Source organism: Stenotrophomonas sp. CASM110, from assembly GCF_049384345.1.
Classification (GTDB): Bacteria; Pseudomonadota; Gammaproteobacteria; order Xanthomonadales; family Xanthomonadaceae; genus Stenotrophomonas; species Stenotrophomonas muris.
Genome location: NZ_JBMRGI010000005.1, coordinates 195,693 through 212,240 on the forward strand (window position 1 = coordinate 195,693; position 16,548 = coordinate 212,240).

Here is a 16,548-nt window from a genome sequence, read left to right on the forward strand (position 1 = left end):
TTTTGGGTTCACGCCACGCCTCAGCGCGCTTCACCATCATCGGCGGCGCCGCGCATGCGGCGTTCGGCCCGCGCGTCCAGCGCGCGCCGACCTTCCTTGATCGCCTCCTGCAGGATGCCCAGGCGCTGACGCCATTCGGTCTTGAGCTGCCAGTCGGCCATCCGCATCAGCTCGCCGGCACGGTTGGACGCGCGCATCAGGCCGAGATTGCTGGCCACGCCCTTGATCGCGTGGGATTGTTCGCGGAACACATCCCACTGCGTGGCCTCGCCGGCCTGCTCGGCCTTGCCCATGCAGCTCGCCACGTCCTCCAGGCACTGGCGGATGAACTCACGTTCGAAGCCCTCGCCCATGCCCAGCGAAGCCAGTTCGTCCAGCACGCTGCTGTCGAGCACGCCATCCTGCAGCGGCGCCGCCGGTCGCACCACCGGTGCGGCCATGGTCTTCAGCTGGGCATTGCTGGCGATCTCGGCCAGCGTATCGAGCAGGCGCACCGCAACGACGGGCTTGGCCAGGAAGGCATGTGCGCCGGCCTGGGTACAGCGCTGGATCGCCTCGGGCGTTACATCCGCACTGAGTACCAGTACCGGCGTGCGCGGACCGCCGCCGGCCTGCATCACCCGCAGTTCCTTGAGCATGTCCAGCCCGCTCATGCCCGGCATGTGCAGATCGACGATGACCGCGTCGAACTCGCTGTCGGCCAGCGCATCCAGCACCGCCTCACCGCCGTCCACGCACAGCACGCGATGGCCGGCCTTCTGCAGCAGGCGCTGCAGGACCATGCGGTTGGCCTCGTGGTCGTCGGCCACCAGGATCTGCATGCTGCGCACGCGGGCGCGATGGCGCAGGAACGGATCGGCAAAAGCGATCACGTTGCCGCCCGGGCCCGCGTCTTCGTCGCCGCTCAGGCTCGGCACCGCGCCCGGCACCTGCGGCTGCGGCGGCGCGAACGGCAGCTCGACCCAGAAGTGGCTGCCGCGCGGCGGGTTTTCCAGATAGCCGATGTCACCGTCCATCGCCTCGACCAGGCCCTTGGCGATGGTCGTGCCCAGCCCCGTCCCCTCGTGGCGGCGCGCCATGCTGACATCGGCCTGCTCGAACGCGTCGAACAGCCGTGCACGCATGGCAGGTGGCACGCCGATGCCGGTGTCGAGGATGTCGAAGCGCAACCGCACCGCCCCGCTGGCATCGGCCTGCACCACGCCGACACGTATCTCGACCCGGCCATGGTCGGTGAACTTGACCGCGTTGCCGGCCAGGTTCAGCAGGATCTGCCGCAGGTGCCCGACATCGCCGCGCACGCGTGGCGGCACACCATCGGCCACCTTCACCCGGTAATCCAGCCGTTTGGCCTTGGCCTGTGGCAACAGGATCAGACCGATCGCCTGGATCACGTCGGCCACGGCGAAGTCCTCGGCCACCACGCGCAGCTTGCCGGCCTCGATGGCCGAGATGTCCAGCACTTCCTCCACCAGTGCCAGCAGGCTGCGCGACGACGCCTGGATGGTGTTGAGGCACTCGCGCTGCTCGTCATCCAGGCGCGTGGTGGCCAGCACTTCGGTCATGCCGTTGAGACCGTTCAACGGCGTGCGGAACTCATGGCTCATGTTGGCCAGGAACCGGCTCTTGGCCTCGCTGGCGCGGCGCGCCTCGGCCATCGCTTCGGTCAGCTGCCGCAGCAATGTCGAGAAGTACAGCGGCACCGCTGCCAGGCCCAGCCAGAGGCCGATGGCCAGGCGGAAATTCTGTTGCCAGTAAGGCGTCAGCATCACGGTGCAACCGAAGCTCACCATCGCCATGGCCACCGCCACGTACAGATAGTGGTTGCCAAAGCGCATGCCATTGCCGACCGTCACCCACATCACCACGATGTAGACCCAGGCCAGCGGCTCACCCATCTGCACCATGCCGGCAGCAATGAGGCCGTAGTCAGCCAGCATGCCCAGCACGCGGCGGGGATCGGAACGCGCCGGCCGCCACAGCAGCCAGCCGAACAGCAACAGTGACAGGCTCAGGCCGGTCAGCACGATCGCCAGCACACCGACGTACTGGGTGTGCGGCAGATCGTGGCGCGGTGCCGGCAACAGTACGTAGGCCAGGATCAGGCTGATCAGCACGATGCGGACGATCTGCTGGCCGTGCTCGCTGTCCTGACGCTGGGACAGGCGCAGTCGCAGCTGCGACAACAGGCGTTTCACGCGCCCAGCCCCGGGCGCGCGGACGCCATCGAATGCTCGGCGCAGATCTGGTCGAGCTGTTCGCGGCCGCGCAGCAGCGCGTCCACGCATCGGGGATCGAACAGGCGGCCACGCTGGGCGTAGAGATAAGCCAGGGTGGCTTCCATGGTCCATGCTTCCTTGTACGGACGGGGCGAAATCAGGGCGTCGAAGACATCGGCGACGGCCACGATGCGCGCTTCCAGCGGAATCGCGTCGCCGACCAGCCCATCGGGATAGCCACTGCCGTCGTAGCGCTCATGATGACGCAGTGCGATCAACGCGCCAACCTGGATGAAGCGATTCTGGCTGCCGCTCAGCAGTTCATGGCCAATCCGCGGGTGCCGGCGCATGATCGCCAGCTCTTCCTCGTTGAGCTTGCCCTGCTTGAGCAGCACCGCATCGGGAATGGCGATCTTGCCCATGTCATGCAGCGGCGCAGCCATTTCGATCAGGCGCACCTCCTCTTCGGGCAGCCCGAGCTGTTCGGCGATCAGTCCGGCCACGCGCGCCATGCGCTCCAGGTAGGCGCTGGTGCCGGCATCACGGAACTCGATCGCGCGTGCCAGCCGCGACAGCGTCTCGCGCTCGCGCTCTTCGACCTCATGCATGCTGGCCAGCAGGCGCTGCTCCAGCGACAGCGCCCGCTGCTTCACGTTCTCGGTCTGCTGGCGCAGCTGCAGCAGGTTGTAGCAGCGCGCACGCAGCTCGCGCGGGCGGATCGGCTTGACCAGGAAGTCGATGACGCCTGCTTCCAGTGCCGCTTGCCGGATCGGCTCGTCACCGACCACGGTGATCAGGATCACCGGAATGTCACGGTGCTTGGGCAGGCGACGGAAACGACGGGCGAATTCCAGCCCATCCATCTCCGGCATGCGGTAATCGAGCAGCAGCAGGTCGACCGGATGGGCTTCGCACCAGGCCAATGCGGTCAGCGGGTCTCCGAAGTCATACACGCTCAGTTCCGGCGCGATGTCTTCGATGACGTGACGCAGCATCGTCCGGGCCGAAGTCTGGTCGTCAACTATGACGATGTTCAACGCGTACTCTGCCTGGTTTCTCGACCACGCTGGATCATCAGCAGGCGAGGATACTCTGCCGCTGCGAACGCTCGCACCCTGCATCGGCCTGACTCCCGTGTCATGCGTCCTGATTCATGATCGTCATCACAATGTGAAGCGGACTCCCCACACCGTGCCCTCCCCCTGCCGCCGATCAAGCCATAACAGGCGTCAAGGTAGTGCAATTACGATACGCCGAGTGCGGGACGCGTCAATCGCGCCGTCTCGTTTCGGGACGGCGCGCACAATCGGGAGTCAAAAAGGCGACTTACTGCTCCGGACGCATGTACGGGAACAGCAGTACATCGCGGATCGAGCTGCTGCCGGTCAGCAGCATCACCAGGCGATCCACGCCGATGCCGAGGCCGCCGGTCGGTGCCATGCCGTACTCCAGCGCACGGATGTAGTCGGCGTCGTAGTGCATGGCCTCGTCATCGCCACCTTCCTTCGCCGCCACCTGGGCCTGGAAGCGCTGGGCCTGGTCTTCCGGATCGTTCAGCTCGGAGAAGCCGTTGGCCAGCTCCTTGCCGTTGACGAACAGCTCGAAGCGGTCGGTGTAGCCCGGGTCATTGTCGTTGGCACGGGCCAGCGGCGAGACCTCCACCGGATGGTCGGTGATGAAGGTCGGCTGGATCAGGGTGTGCTCGACGGTGGCCTCGAAGATCTCCAGCAGCAGCTTGCCCCAGCCGTAGGACGGCTTGACGCGGATCTTCAGGCGCTCGCAATGACGCAGCAGCGCATCGCGGTCGGTGCAATCGGCGACGGAGATTTCCGGGTTGTGGTGGCGGACTGCCTCGTCCATGCGCCAGCGGCGGAATGCCGGGCCCAGGTCGATCTTCGCGCCGTCCCATTCGACCTCGGTGCCACCGTTGACGGCCTTGGCCACGTCACGGATCACGCCTTCGGTCAGGTCCATGATCTCGTTGTACGTGGCATAGGCCTCGTACAGCTCCATCATGGTGAATTCCGGGTTGTGGCGGGTGCTGACGCCTTCATTGCGGAAGTTGCGGTTGATCTCGTACACGCGCTCAAGGCCACCCACGGTCAGGCGCTTGAGGTACAGCTCCGGCGCCACGCGCAGGTACAGGTCCAGGTCCAGCGCATTGTGGTGGGTGGTGAACGGCTTGGCCGCCGCGCCGCCGGGGATGTAGTGCATCATCGGCGTCTCGACTTCCAGGAAGTCGCGGTTGTCCAGCCACGCGCGCATGGCGCGGATGATCTTCGAGCGCTTGATGAACACCGCGCGCGACTCCGGGGTCACGATCAGGTCGACGTAACGCTGGCGGTAACGCTGCTCGACGTCGGCCAGGCCATGCCACTTGTCCGGCAGCGGGCGCAGCGACTTGGTCAGCAGGCGGATCGATTCGGCCTTGACCGACAGCTCGCCGGTCTTGGTACGGGTCAGGCCGCCTTCGACGGCGATGATGTCGCCCACGTCCCAGCCCTTGAAGGCGGTATAGGCATCGCCCAGCACCGCGCCCTGCAGGAACAGCTGGATGCGGCCGGACTCGTCCTGGATCTGCGCGAAGCTGGCCTTGCCCATGATGCGCTTGGCCATCAGGCGGCCCGCCATCTTCACCTGGCGGCCGTTGCCTTCCAGGGCCTCGGCGGTCCAGGTTTCGGCATCTGCGAATTCTTCCTGCAGGCGGCCGGCGAAGTCCTCGCGACGGAAGTCGTTCGGGTACGCGATGCCCTGCCCACGCAGCGCTTTGAGTTTCTCACGGCGCTCGGCGATCAACTTGTTTTCGTCGACGGGGGGGGTATCGGTAGCTTCGCTCATGGATCTGCGGGAATCGTGTAGTGAGGGGGGATGCAGCGCCCGGCACAGCCGGTTGCCCAGCATACCAAAACCGCCCAGTCCCAGCCCTGGGCCGGGCCCGCCCCGGTAGCCGCCAACCTTGGTTGGCGCTGTGCGTGTCGACCAAGGTCGACACCTACCGGGCGGATCGGCCGGCCCTGCTCCGCCGCTACCTGTTGCCGGGGAACGCCTGGCGCAACTCATCCACCAGCACCCGCTGGTTCTCCGAATAGTCCACCGGCACCGACACCAGGTGCACCCCGCCCTCGTTGAAGGCCGCTTCCAGGGTCGGGATGAACTGCTCGATGGCCGTCACCTCGTGGCCCTTGCAGCCATAGGCCTCGGCGTACTTCACGAAATCGGGGTTGCTGAAGGTCATGCCGTAGTCGGTGAACCCGTCCACGGCCTGCTTCCAGCGGATCATGCCGTAGGCACCGTCGTTGAGGATCAGCACCACCAGGTTCAGGCCCAGCCGGCGGGCCGTCTCCAGCTCCTGGCTGTTCATCATGAAACCGCCGTCGCCGCACACCGCCAGCACCCGCCGCTGCGGATACAGGATCGAGGCCATGATCGCCGACGGCAGGCCCGCGCCCATCGTCGCCAGCGCGTTGTCCAGCAGCAGCGTGTTGGCCACCTGGGTGCGGTAGTTGCGCGCGAACCAGATCTTGTACATGCCGTTGTCCAGCGCCACGATGCCATCCGGCGGCATCACCTGGCGCACGTCGTGCACCAGCCGCTGCGGGGTGAACCCGACCTCTTCGGCCCGGTCGGCCAGGTGTTCGAGGATGGTCGCGCGCAGCGGCAGCAGCGCAGCGGCATTCGGCACCGCGCCCTCGATGCGGTCGGCCAGCTGGGTCAGCGAACGACCGATATCGCCGATCACCTCCACCTGCGGGAAATACACCTGTTCCACCGCCGCCTGCGAGTACCCGATATGGATCACCGTCGGCCCACCCGGGCGCATCACGAATGGCGGCTTCTCGGTGACCTCGTGGCCGATGGTCACGATCACGTCGGCCTGGTCGATCGCCATATGCACGTAATCGCGCTCGGTCAGCGCCGCGGTGCCCATGTACAGGCCTGAACCACCGGCCACCGCGCCCTTGCCCATCTGCGTGGTGAAGAACGGGATGCCGGCGCGCAGCACGAACGCGGACAGCGCGTCGCTGGACTGCGGCCGCGAGGCCGCCGAAGCGATCATCAGCAGCGGCCGCTTTGCATTGCGGATGAGCTCTGCTGCCCGATCCAGCGCCTCCGGGCTGGCAATGGGACGGTCCACCGCGTGCGGCGGAATCAGCGCCACGCCCTCGACCTCATCGGCAGCAATGTCTTCGGGCAGCTCCAGCAACACCGGGCCCGGGCGCTCTTCCTGGGCGACACGGAACGCCTCGCGGACGATGGTCGGAATGGTGCGTGCCGAGACGATCTGCCGCGCCTGTTTGGTCAGCGGCTTCATCGTGCCGACGATGTCGACGATCTGGAAGCGCGCCTGCTTGCTGGCGACGATGCCCTTCTGGCCGGTGATCATGATCACCGGCCACGCACCCAGCAGCGCATAGGCGGCGCCGGTGGTGAAGTTGAGCGCGCCCGGGCCGAGCGTGGCCAGGCATACGCCCGGCTTGCCGGTCAGGCGGCCGTAAGTGGCCGCCATGAACACCGCCGCCTGTTCGTGGCGGGTGATGACCAGTTCGATGCTGGAATGGCGGAGCGACTCGACCACGTCGAGGTTTTCTTCGCCGGGAATGCCGAAAATGCGCTCGACGCCTTCGTTCTCAAGTGCGGCGACGAGCAGATCTGAACCCTTGGACATCGGATGCCGTCCTTTGTGCTGGACTGATGGTGGATCGTTGCAGGAAGGATGAGAGCCGCGCGTCAATGCTTGTCGAACCACACTGTCTGCGCGTTGACGAATTCACGGATGCCGAAGTGCGAGAGCTCGCGGCCGAAGCCACTCTTCTTCACACCGCCGATCGGCACGCGAGGGTCGGAAGCGGAGAAGCCGTTGACGAACACACCGCCGGTCTGCAGCCGGCGCGCCAGCTGCATGGCCCGCGCGCGGTCACCGGTCCACAGGTTGCCGCTGAGGCCGAACTCGCTCTGGTTGGCCAGTTCCACCGCGTGGTCGGCATCGCGGGCGCGGCTGATCGAGGCCACCGGCCCGAACGTTTCCGTGTCAAAGGCCTGCATGCCCGGCTCCACGTCCGCCAGTACGGTGGGCGCGTAGAACGCGCCCGGGCGATCGAGCTGATGGCCGCCGACGAGCAGCTTCGCGCCTGCGTCCACCGAGGCGCGCACCTGCGCGTCCAACTGTTCCAGCAGGTCCTGGCGTGCCATCGGACCAACGCGATTGCCCGCTTCACGGCCATCACCGATGGTCAGCGCCTGCACCTTCTGGCAGAACTGCGCCACGAAGCGGTCGTACACCGCGTCTTCAACGATGATGCGCTTGCCGGCAATGCAGACCTGCCCGGTGTTCTGGAAGCGCGAGGTCACCGCCGCATCGACGGCCGCATCCAGGTCAGCGTCGGCCAGCACGATGAACGGATCCGAGCCGCCCAGTTCCAGCACCACCTTCTTCAGCGCCTGCCCGGCCTGGGCGGCGATGCTGCGGCCTGCGGCCACGCTGCCGGTCAGGGTGACGGCGGCGATGCGGTCATCGGCGATCGCACGGCTGGTACCCTCGCGGCTGATGTTGGCGGCGATGAAGGTTCCTTCCGGCAGCCCGGCATCACGCCAGGCGGCATCGAGCAGCTGCGCGGTGCCGACGATGTTCTCGGCCGGCTTCAGCAGGAAGCCGTTGCCGCCCATCAGGATCGGTACCGCCGCGCGCATCACCTGCCAGTACGGGAAATTCCACGGCATGATGCCCAGCACCACGCCCAGCGGCAGGTAGGACACGTAAGCCTTGTCGTCGGGCACCTGGGTCGGCTCGTCGCGCAGGAACTGCGCACCGTGGTCGGCGTACCAGTCGCACAGCACGGCACACTTCTCGATCTCGGCCAGTGCTTCGGCCTGGACCTTGCCCATTTCGGCAGTGGCCAGCGCGGCCAGCTTTTCACGGTCACGGCGCAGTACGGCGGCCATTGCACGCAGCACTGTGGCCCGCTGTTCGAGGCTGCTGGCGCTCCAGGCGGCGAAGCCGGCCTGGCCACGCTCGAGGATCGCTTCCAGCTCGGCATCCGTGGCGAAGGGATGGCTGGCGATCTGCTGGCCGGTGGCCGGATCGCGGGAAATGGCGGTGGTGGGGGCAGCGGACATGCAGGTCTCCTGGTGTCTCGTCGACGGGCGGCGGCCCGTCTCCTGCACAGGAATGTGGACCCGATTGGCGGAGGCAACAAGGCGTCTGCTTATCCTGTGACCTGCACTTACCTGTCTGAATGGGGGCTCTTGCAGGGCTGCGCCCTGCACCCGCAGAGGCAACTGCAACAGCCGAAGCAGCAGCAACAGCGGGCTATCCGTGGGATGGCGAGGTGGGTCCGGTTGCCGGAGACGCCGTAAACCCGTCCTTGGGGGCTTGGCCGCGGCATCCATGCCGCGGACACTCCCGCAACCGGACCCACCCCGCCTTCGACGGTTTTCCGCGATCTGTCGGGGCGGCGCTCTGCGTTGCTGTTGGTAGATGTCGACCTTGGTCGACACAGTAGACCCACGCCATCCGTGGATGACTCATTCGATATCTGAGAGAAAAATCGTGTCGACCAAGGTCGACACCTACCAACAGCCGCGCGGAACAAAGCCGCAGTTGCCAACAGCCGCGTGAACCTGTCGAAGGTGGGGCGGTGTCGGCGTGCGGGGTGTCAGCCGCATGGATGCGGCTGCCAAGCCCCCAGGGACGGGTTTACGGCGTCCCCGCACTCCGACACCGCCCCGCCAACCCACGGAATCCAGCTCTAGCTCTGGCTCTGGCTTTGGCCGTTGCATTGAGCAGGTGCAGGGCTGCAAGCCCTGCCGACCAACCTACCTACGCGGCAGGTAAGTGACCAGGGAAAGATCGTGCCGGCTCTCCGGCACCAGCGCCACGTACTGCAGGTCCAGCAACCCGCGCGTGGGATGGTTCAGCTTCTTCGCCCCTTCATCGAACCGACGCACGTCGTGCTCCGGCCACCACTGGCGGAACTCCTCGCTGTGCGCCGCGATGTCCTCCACCAGCGCCAGGAACGGCGCCTTGTCCGGCGCCTGCGCCATCGCCGCACGGAAGCCTGCCAGCAGGCCGCGGGTCATTTCTTCCCAGTTGAGGATCAGCGTGCGGTACGGCGGGTACAGGAACATCAGCCGCAGCGTGTTGCGCTCATGCGGCGCCAGTTGGCTGTAGTCCACGAACAGATCGGCGATGGCCGGGTTCCAGGCCAGGATGTCGAAGCGGGTGTTGCGCACATAGGCCGGGATCGGCTGCATCGCCTCCACCAGCTGGCGCAAGCCGTCGGTCACGCTCTCGTCCGGTGATTCCAGCGGCACGCCGTAGCCGGACAGCGCGAACGCGTAGGCGCGTTCGTCGTCGCTCATGCGCAGCACCTGCGCCAGGCGCTCCAGAACCTCGGGCGAGGCGCGCACTTCACGGCCCTGCTCGATCCAGGTGTACCAGCTGACGCTCACCCCGATCGCCAGCGCGACTTCCTCGCGCTTCAGGCCCGGGGTACGCCGGCGCCCGGCCGGCAGGCCGAGCGTGGCAGGATCGACACGGGCGCGGCAGGCCTTGAGAAAGCCGCCGAGTTCCTTGCGTTCACTTTCGCTGCGCATCATCGCTACCGCCGTACCCGTTGTAGCGTCGAGCCATGCTCGACGCATCTGCTACTGCGCCAACAGCAGCCGAGCATGGGCTCGGCCCCACATCGGAAGCGTGATCAGCCACCCTCGGCGTTGCGCACGAGGGTGACGATATCCGCGCAGGCGCGCCGATCAGGCATCGACGCGCTTGGAGCCCACGGCCAGGCCGGCCTTCAGGCTGGCCTCGACGAACTCGTCCAGGTCGCCGTCCAGCACCTTCTGCGTGTCCGACCGTTCGATGCCGGTGCGCAGGTCCTTGATGCGGCTCTGGTCGAGCACGTAGTTGCGGATCTGGCTGCCCCAGCCGATGTCGGACTTGGTGGCTTCCACCGCGTCCTTCTCGGCGTTGCGCTTCTGGATCTCCAGTTCATACAGCTTGGCGGCCAGCATCTTCATCGCGTTGTCGCGGTTCTGGTGCTGGCTGCGGCCGGTCTGGCAGGCCACGACGATGTTGGTCGGGATGTGGGTGATACGCACCGCCGACTCGGTCTTGTTCACGTGCTGGCCACCGGCACCGGACGAACGGTACACGTCGGTACGCAGGTCGGCCGGGTTGATGGTGATGTCGATGTTGTCGTCGATTTCCGGCGACACGAACACCGAGGTGAAGCTGGTGTGGCGGCGGTTGTCCGAGTCGAACGGCGACTTGCGCACCAGGCGGTGCACACCGGTCTCGGTCTTCAGCCAGCCATAGGCATAGTCGCCTTCCACGCGCAGCGTGGCCGACTTGATGCCAGCAACGTCGCCGCCGGAGACTTCCATCAGCTCGGTCTTCCAGCCACGCGATTCACACCAGCGCAGGTACATGCGCAGCAGGATCTCGGCCCAGTCCTGGGCTTCGGTACCACCGGCACCGGCCTGGATGTCGACGAACGCGGCCGCATTGTCCATCTCGCCGGAGAACATGCGCTGGAACTCCAGCTTCTCCACGTGGGCCTGGTGCTTGTCCAGGTCGGCGACCACGGCCAGGGCGGTGTCCTCGTCCTGCTCGGACTCGGCCAGCTCCAGCAGCTCGGTGGCGTCGTTCAGGCCATCCAGCACCGAGGCGATGCCGCCCACGGTCTTTTCCAGGCTGGAACGCTCGCGGCCCAGGTTCTGGGCGTATTCGGCGTTGTTCCAGACGTCGGGGCTTTCCAGCTCCCGCGTTACTTCTTCAAGACGCTCTTTCTTGGCGTCGTAGTCAAAGATACCCCCGAAGCGACAGCACGCGATCGGTCAGATCGGTGATGCGCTGGCGGACAGGATTCAGTTCGATCATGTCGGCGGTCGTGCATTCAAAAGATGACTGGTAATGATACCGCAGGCTGCGGGTGCCCGGAATGAGGGCCTCACCCTGCCCCCAGCGCCTGCCGCAGCAGCGGCAGCTGGCGCCGGCTGCACGGCACTTTCGCCCCGTCGGCCATGTGCAGCAGGGCCTCGCCACCGTCCAGCGGCTCGATCGAGCGCAGCTGGCCCCGATGGATCAGCCAGCTGCGGTGCGGGCGCAGGAACTCGCCCGGGTCGAGCCGCTGCTCCAGCACCGCCATGGTGATCCGCAGCGGATAGTCGTGGCCGCGTACCCGCAGGTTCACATAGTTCCCCGCGGCCTGGGCATACTCCACGTCCGCCGTGGCGACCAGGAACTCCTTGCCCAGCTTGCGCACCAGGAAGTGCTGGGGGCGCTCGACCGGCTCCACCGGCGGGCCGACGTCCGGCTCGGCCAGCAGGCTCGCCTCGCCCTGCCTGCGCCGGCCGAACCAGCTGGCAAAGTGCTCCAGTGCCACGAACATCGCAAACGTGCGTACATCCTTCAGGTATTCGTAGGCAAAACGCTCCAGCCAGCCGGCATCATCCTGGTAGCGATGGCCCAGCGACCCGTAGGCCAGGTGCCGCAGCAGCACCATCCCCACCACGTGCAGCAGCGACCAGCCGACGCTGGCCAGCAGATACAGCGGCAATCGCCGCTTCCAGGTATCGGCATGCAGCGGCCAGCGCTCGCAGCCCCACCACAGCAGCGGCAGGGTCAACAGGACCAGGCCGAGGCTGCTGAACTCCCAGATCATCGGCTCCCACAGCCCGAGATCGCCGCCGCGGCGACTGGCGTCCATCACTTCCACCAGCGCATTGGTCACTGCCGAGGCCGACAGGATCGCCGCCCATACCAGCAGCCGGGTTGAAGTACGCCAGCGCGATGGTCGGCCCTGAGTCATTGCTGCATCCATGTCGTTGCGGTGCTCCAGCCTGCCTCAAGGGACAAAGGGTAGCGGCTCCATTGATCCCACCACCCCCGCCATTGGTCACTGCGTCGGTTCCAGCGGCCCCTTGCCAGTCGCCGCACGGACCGGGCGGCGTCACCTTGGCTCGACTCTCCGGCACACCACCACCATGACCCGACGCTACGACATCGACGCCCTGCGCGTGTTCGCCTTCGCCCTGCTGATCCTCTACCACACCGCCATGGCCTACGTGGACGACTGGGGCTTTCACCTCAAGAGCGTGCATACCGCCGAATGGCTGCAGTGGCCGATGCTGTTCGTCAACCGCTGGCGGATGTCGCTGCTGTTCCTGATCTCGGGTATCGCCATCGCGCTGATGCGGCCGGAAGGCAGGTTGCTGCGCTTCGCCGGCCTGCGCACCTGGCGGCTGCTGCTGCCGCTGCTGTTCGGCATGTTCGTGATCGTGCCGATCCAGCCCTATTGCGAAGGCGTGGCCAACGGCCACGTGGCACCCGGCTTCGGCCAGTTCCTGCTGCGCTACTGGCAGGTGCGGCCGTGGCCGGAAGGCAGCTTCGCCGGCTGGCAGTACGGCATCACCTGGAACCACCTGTGGTACCTGGCCTATCTGTGGAACTACACGCTGGCCTTGGCCCTGTTGATGCCATTGCTGGGAACGGCGGTGGTTCGCCGCGCGATGGCGCTCTGCGCAGCATCGCCGATGCTGCTGATCGGCCTTCCGTCCGCCCTGCTGCTGGCCTGGGTGATCTGGCTGGAGCCGATCTACCCGTCCACCAATGCCCTGCTCGGCGACTGGTACCAGCACGCGAAGTACGCGACGGTGTTCCTGGCCGGCTACCTGCTGGGTCGTGAACCGGTGTTCTGGGAGCGCGTGGTCGCCCTGCGCCGCACCACGCTATGGCTGGCGCTGGCTGCCGTCGGCTGGTATCTGGGGTTGCGCATCCTCGGCCAGGTATTGCCCGCCGATTCCCCGCTGCGGCAATGGCCCGAACCGTTCTGGGACCTGCAGGGCCGGGCCAGCCAGTCGCTTTACGTATGGACCGCGCTGCTGGCCATCCTCGGCTGGGGAAAGGTCTTCCTCGATCGCCCGTTCCGCTGGCTGCCGTACTGCACCGAGGCGATCTATCCCTGGTACATGCTGCACCAGAGCCTGATCATCGTGCTGTTGTTCTGGCTCAAGCCACTTCAGTTGGGCCCGTGGATGGAACCGGCCCTGCTGCTGGCCGGTACTGTCGGCGGCTGCCTGCTGATCCATGAGTTGCTGATCCGTCGCGTGCGTTGGCTGCGGCCCCTGTTCGGCCTGCGTGCGAATCCGCCGGCGGCGCCAATGGCGCGCACCGCAGTAGTGTAGAGCCGAGCCCACGCTCGGCTGCTTCTGCCATGAGCCGAGCGCAGGCTCGGCTCTACATTGAGGCAGTCGAGCCAGCTCGACTCTACACGGGTGCCCGAGCGATCAACGCACCTCGAACTCGCCCACCAGCACGGTTTCGGCGCGATCCTTCAGCCGCATCGTCACCATCTGGTCCTTCTGCTTGGCCGTGCCCCAGTGGGTGGTCAGGCGCAGCATCAGGGTCGTCGCACCGGTCACCAGCTGCTGGCGACTGCCGAAATAGTTCGCCTCGACCTTGTACTTGCCCGGCTTGGCGTTGCGCAGCGAGAACTGCTCGGGGCCATAGCCGCCGGTGAAGTCCTGCGACATCCGCCCGCCCTGGTAGGTCTGGCGGTTGCCGTAGTAGGCACGCTCGCCGTTCGGGTCGGTCACCCACAGGTCCATGTCGCTGTTGTCGGCATCCCACGACAGCACCACGCGCAGGTCCAGCGGCATTGCCTGCAGCAGGCGCGGGTCGATGGCCGAGGTATCCAGCCGTGGCGTGCTGCGCGCCACCAGGTTGGTCAGCTCATCCAATGCGATCAGGGCGATGCCATCGAAGCGGCTGTCCCACGGCCGCACCACCACCTGGTACAGCGGCGCCAGCGCCTGCTGCGGCTTGCCGGCCGCTGCCAGCGCCAGGCCCAGGTCGCGGAAGCTCTGCGGTTCTTCCTGGCCCATCGCCAGCACCTGCTCGAACACCGGCACCGCCAGTGCCGGGGCATCAGCCTGCATCAGCCGGTAGCCGAGCACGCGCAGCAGATGCCGGTTGTCCAGATCCATCTCGGCCAGGTTCGACAGTACCCGCAGTGCCAGTTCGCGCTGGCCCTGCCCCAGCAGCAGGTCGGCCACATCGAGGAAGAACGCGCTGCTGTCGGCGTGGGCATCGCGCTCGGCCAGATAGCGGTCGTAGAGTTGCGACGGCGGACCCTGGCGCAGGCGCCGGGCGATGGCCGAGTCCGGCTGCCAGGCCGCCAGCTGGATGCCGAGTTGGCCGTCGTTGGCAGCAGCGGGCGCAGCGACACGGCCACCAGTGACCGTGATTGAATCCAGGGCCTTGTTCGATGCAGGCGCTGAGCGACGCGCACGCGCGCTGCTGGCTTCCATGCGCTGCTCGGCGGCGGCGGCCATCGGTGCCGGGGCGGGTGGTGCCGCCGGGGCCGGCGCGGCGAGCATCGCCACCGGCGCTGATTCCATCGCGTAGTCCGCGGAGGCCACTTCGAGTGCCCCGCCCTTCGGCTGCGGCGGCACACCCTTCGGCCAGCTGCGGTTCCACCACTGCTGGCGCTCCTTCCAGCGAGCGGCCACTTCATCCAGGCGCTGGCGATCGGCTGCGGCGCGATCACTTACCTGCACTGCAAACCTGGCGTCGTACTCGGCGCGCAACGTGCCCGAAGGGCGGATCGCATAGCGCAGGTAGTCCTCCAGCGTCTCCAGCACGATCAGCGAGGTATCCGGCCCGACCAGGCCGAACTGTTGTGACAGGCGCTGCATCGCCTCACGGTTGCCACGGCGGTCGGCGGCCAGCTGCTGCAGGCGCGCCTGCGCCCACAAGCCTGCCAGCAGTTCACCGTCTTTGCTCTTCTGCGTGGCGGGCAGCGCCTGCCATTCGCCGCCACCCACGCGCACCCGCATCGGCACACCGTCGGCCGCCAGTCGTGCATGCAGCCACAACCAGCCCTGGGCTTCACTGCGACGATCGATCACCACGTCCTGCACGCCGCGCCCTGCATCGACCTGCACATCCAGCGGCGACGACAGCAGCTCACGGGCGGCCAATTCGACATCCTTCCCCAGCGCGACGAAGCGACCACCATGCGCTTCGCTCCAGCCACGCAGTCGCACGGCATCGGTGCGCGCACCGGCGCCGCTGACCGCAAACAGGCGTTGGTCCGGCGCCATCGCCGGCAGCTGTTCCGGCCCATAGGTCAACAGTCCATCGCTGACCAGCAGGTATTCCTTCACGCCCGCCTGCGGCTGCCACTGCGCCAGTGCGCTGGCGCCGTCCGGACGCACGGCCTGCAGTGCTGCGCGCAGCTCGTTCCAGTTGCCGGCGCGGATGCGGAATCGACGCACCGGCTCGGCGCGATCGCGCAGCACGGTCAAGGCCACGGTGCCGTCACCCATCGCAGCGAAGTAGCGATCCAGCAGGGCGAACTCCCGTGAGCGATCGCGCTGTCCCGCCGAACCGGAGCCGTCCCACAGCAGGCCGATCTCGCTGGGCAACGTGCGCGGCATACTGCTGGCCTCCACCGGCAGCTGTGCCAGCAGGTAGTGCCCATCCTGCCAAGGCGCCACCTGGACCTGCGCCTGACGTACTGCCGGCAGGCTCCACTGCAGCTGCTTCGGCAACTGCGCGCCCTTGCCCTGCCACTGCAGCTGGCCCGCGCTGATGCGGAAGGGCGCCGTACCAGCAGTGGTCGCGCCGGGGGCCTGCAGCTTCAGTTCAACCGAGGCTGCACCGGCGGCGAACTGCAGCGGCAGCGTCCACTGCCAGCCTTGGCCGGCGAAGGCCAACGGCTCGCGAATCACCAGTTCCACGCGCCGGCTACCGCCGGCCGGCAGCGGGTAGATGCGCAACCGGAACTGGTTGCCAGCGGTCTGTTCCAGCAGGCCCGGGTCGACGCCGCGGCGGGCGATCTCCTCGAACACCTGGCGGCCGCGGTCCTTGGGCACCGGCACCGCGTCACGCATCTCGCCGTTGATATCCAGCGCGAAGCCGCTGATCTGCTGACCGTCGGCCAGCGGGAACTGCAGCTCGCCCTCCAGCACGCGCCGGTTCGGGTTGTGGAATTCCAGTGTGATCCGGGTCTGGGCGATGCCGGCCTGGACTTCGCCTTCGATGCGGGCGTGTCGTAATTGAACCGACTGCTCAGCCGCCGGCGCGATCAGCAGCGGCGTGGCGGCCTGCGGCCGGGAGATCGTCGGCGACTGTGCGCCAACGGGCCAGGCCGCAACGGCCAGCAGCAATACGGTGCAGCAACGGGCGAAGACCATGACCGGACTCCAGTGGGATCGTGAACCTTTGAACGCACCAGCAACCGTAATGGGGTTGGCGCCCCCAAAAAGGGGACGGAGGGGATTAAGTCGCAATTGGCAAACGAGGCACAAGCGACTTAATCCCCTC

Annotated in this window: 10 protein-coding genes; 1 reads left to right on the top strand and 9 read right to left on the bottom strand. The window is 66.9% G+C overall.

Annotated features, from left to right (window positions below):
* Positions 1-20: 20 nt before the first annotated feature.
* The 8 genes from VG561_RS05945 to VG561_RS05980 form a co-directional block, all read right to left on the bottom strand.
* Positions 21-2,198 (bottom strand): response regulator, encoded by a 2,178-nt coding sequence (locus VG561_RS05945; protein ID WP_046430396.1) that lies wholly within the window; start codon positions 2,196-2,198, stop codon positions 21-23.
* Complete coding sequence (locus VG561_RS05950) at positions 2,195-3,340, bottom strand: response regulator (RefSeq protein ID WP_032959453.1); 1,146 nt, start codon at positions 3,338-3,340, stop codon at positions 2,195-2,197. Before VG561_RS05950 ends, VG561_RS05945 begins: the two co-directional genes overlap by 4 nt.
* A 205-nt stretch (positions 3,341-3,545) precedes the next feature.
* Positions 3,546-5,057, bottom strand: coding sequence for a lysine--tRNA ligase (gene lysS / locus VG561_RS05955; RefSeq protein WP_049440102.1), 1,512 nt, complete (start codon positions 5,055-5,057; stop codon positions 3,546-3,548).
* Positions 5,058-5,244: 187 nt separating this feature from the next.
* On the bottom strand, positions 5,245-6,885 hold the full coding sequence (locus VG561_RS05960) for an acetolactate synthase large subunit (protein WP_111206961.1): 1,641 nt from the start codon (positions 6,883-6,885) through the stop codon (positions 5,245-5,247).
* A 62-nt stretch (positions 6,886-6,947) separates the two neighbouring features.
* Positions 6,948-8,333: an NAD-dependent succinate-semialdehyde dehydrogenase gene (locus VG561_RS05965; protein WP_423179462.1), complete on the bottom strand. Its 1,386-nt coding sequence runs from the start codon at positions 8,331-8,333 to the stop codon at positions 6,948-6,950.
* Between the two features lie 699 nt (positions 8,334-9,032).
* Entirely contained in the window at positions 9,033-9,815 is a 783-nt protein-coding gene (locus tag VG561_RS05970; RefSeq protein WP_021204557.1) for a helix-turn-helix transcriptional regulator, read from the bottom strand.
* 156 nt (positions 9,816-9,971) lie between these two features.
* Positions 9,972-11,097 (bottom strand): peptide chain release factor 2 gene (gene prfB, locus VG561_RS05975; RefSeq protein ID WP_014037064.1). Its coding sequence is split into 2 segments (ribosomal slippage): positions 9,972-11,021 and positions 11,023-11,097, totalling 1,125 coding nucleotides; the frame shifts between segments, so codons are not numbered across the junction.
* Between the two features lie 70 nt (positions 11,098-11,167).
* The gene (locus VG561_RS05980) at positions 11,168-12,028 is read right to left on the bottom strand and encodes a LytTR family DNA-binding domain-containing protein (RefSeq protein ID WP_069118454.1); all 861 of its coding nucleotides are present in this window, start codon (positions 12,026-12,028) and stop codon (positions 11,168-11,170) included.
* Between the two features lie 175 nt (positions 12,029-12,203).
* On the opposite strand from VG561_RS05980, the gene VG561_RS05985 reads away from it, so the two are divergent.
* Positions 12,204-13,403 (top strand): acyltransferase family protein, encoded by a 1,200-nt coding sequence (locus VG561_RS05985; protein ID WP_049418897.1) that lies wholly within the window; start codon positions 12,204-12,206, stop codon positions 13,401-13,403.
* A gap of 102 nt (positions 13,404-13,505) precedes the next feature.
* Here VG561_RS05985 and VG561_RS05990 read toward each other — a convergent pair whose 3' ends face one another.
* Positions 13,506-16,418, bottom strand: coding sequence for a VIT domain-containing protein (locus VG561_RS05990; RefSeq protein WP_423179463.1), 2,913 nt, complete (start codon positions 16,416-16,418; stop codon positions 13,506-13,508).
* Positions 16,419-16,548: the final 130 nt, after the last annotated feature.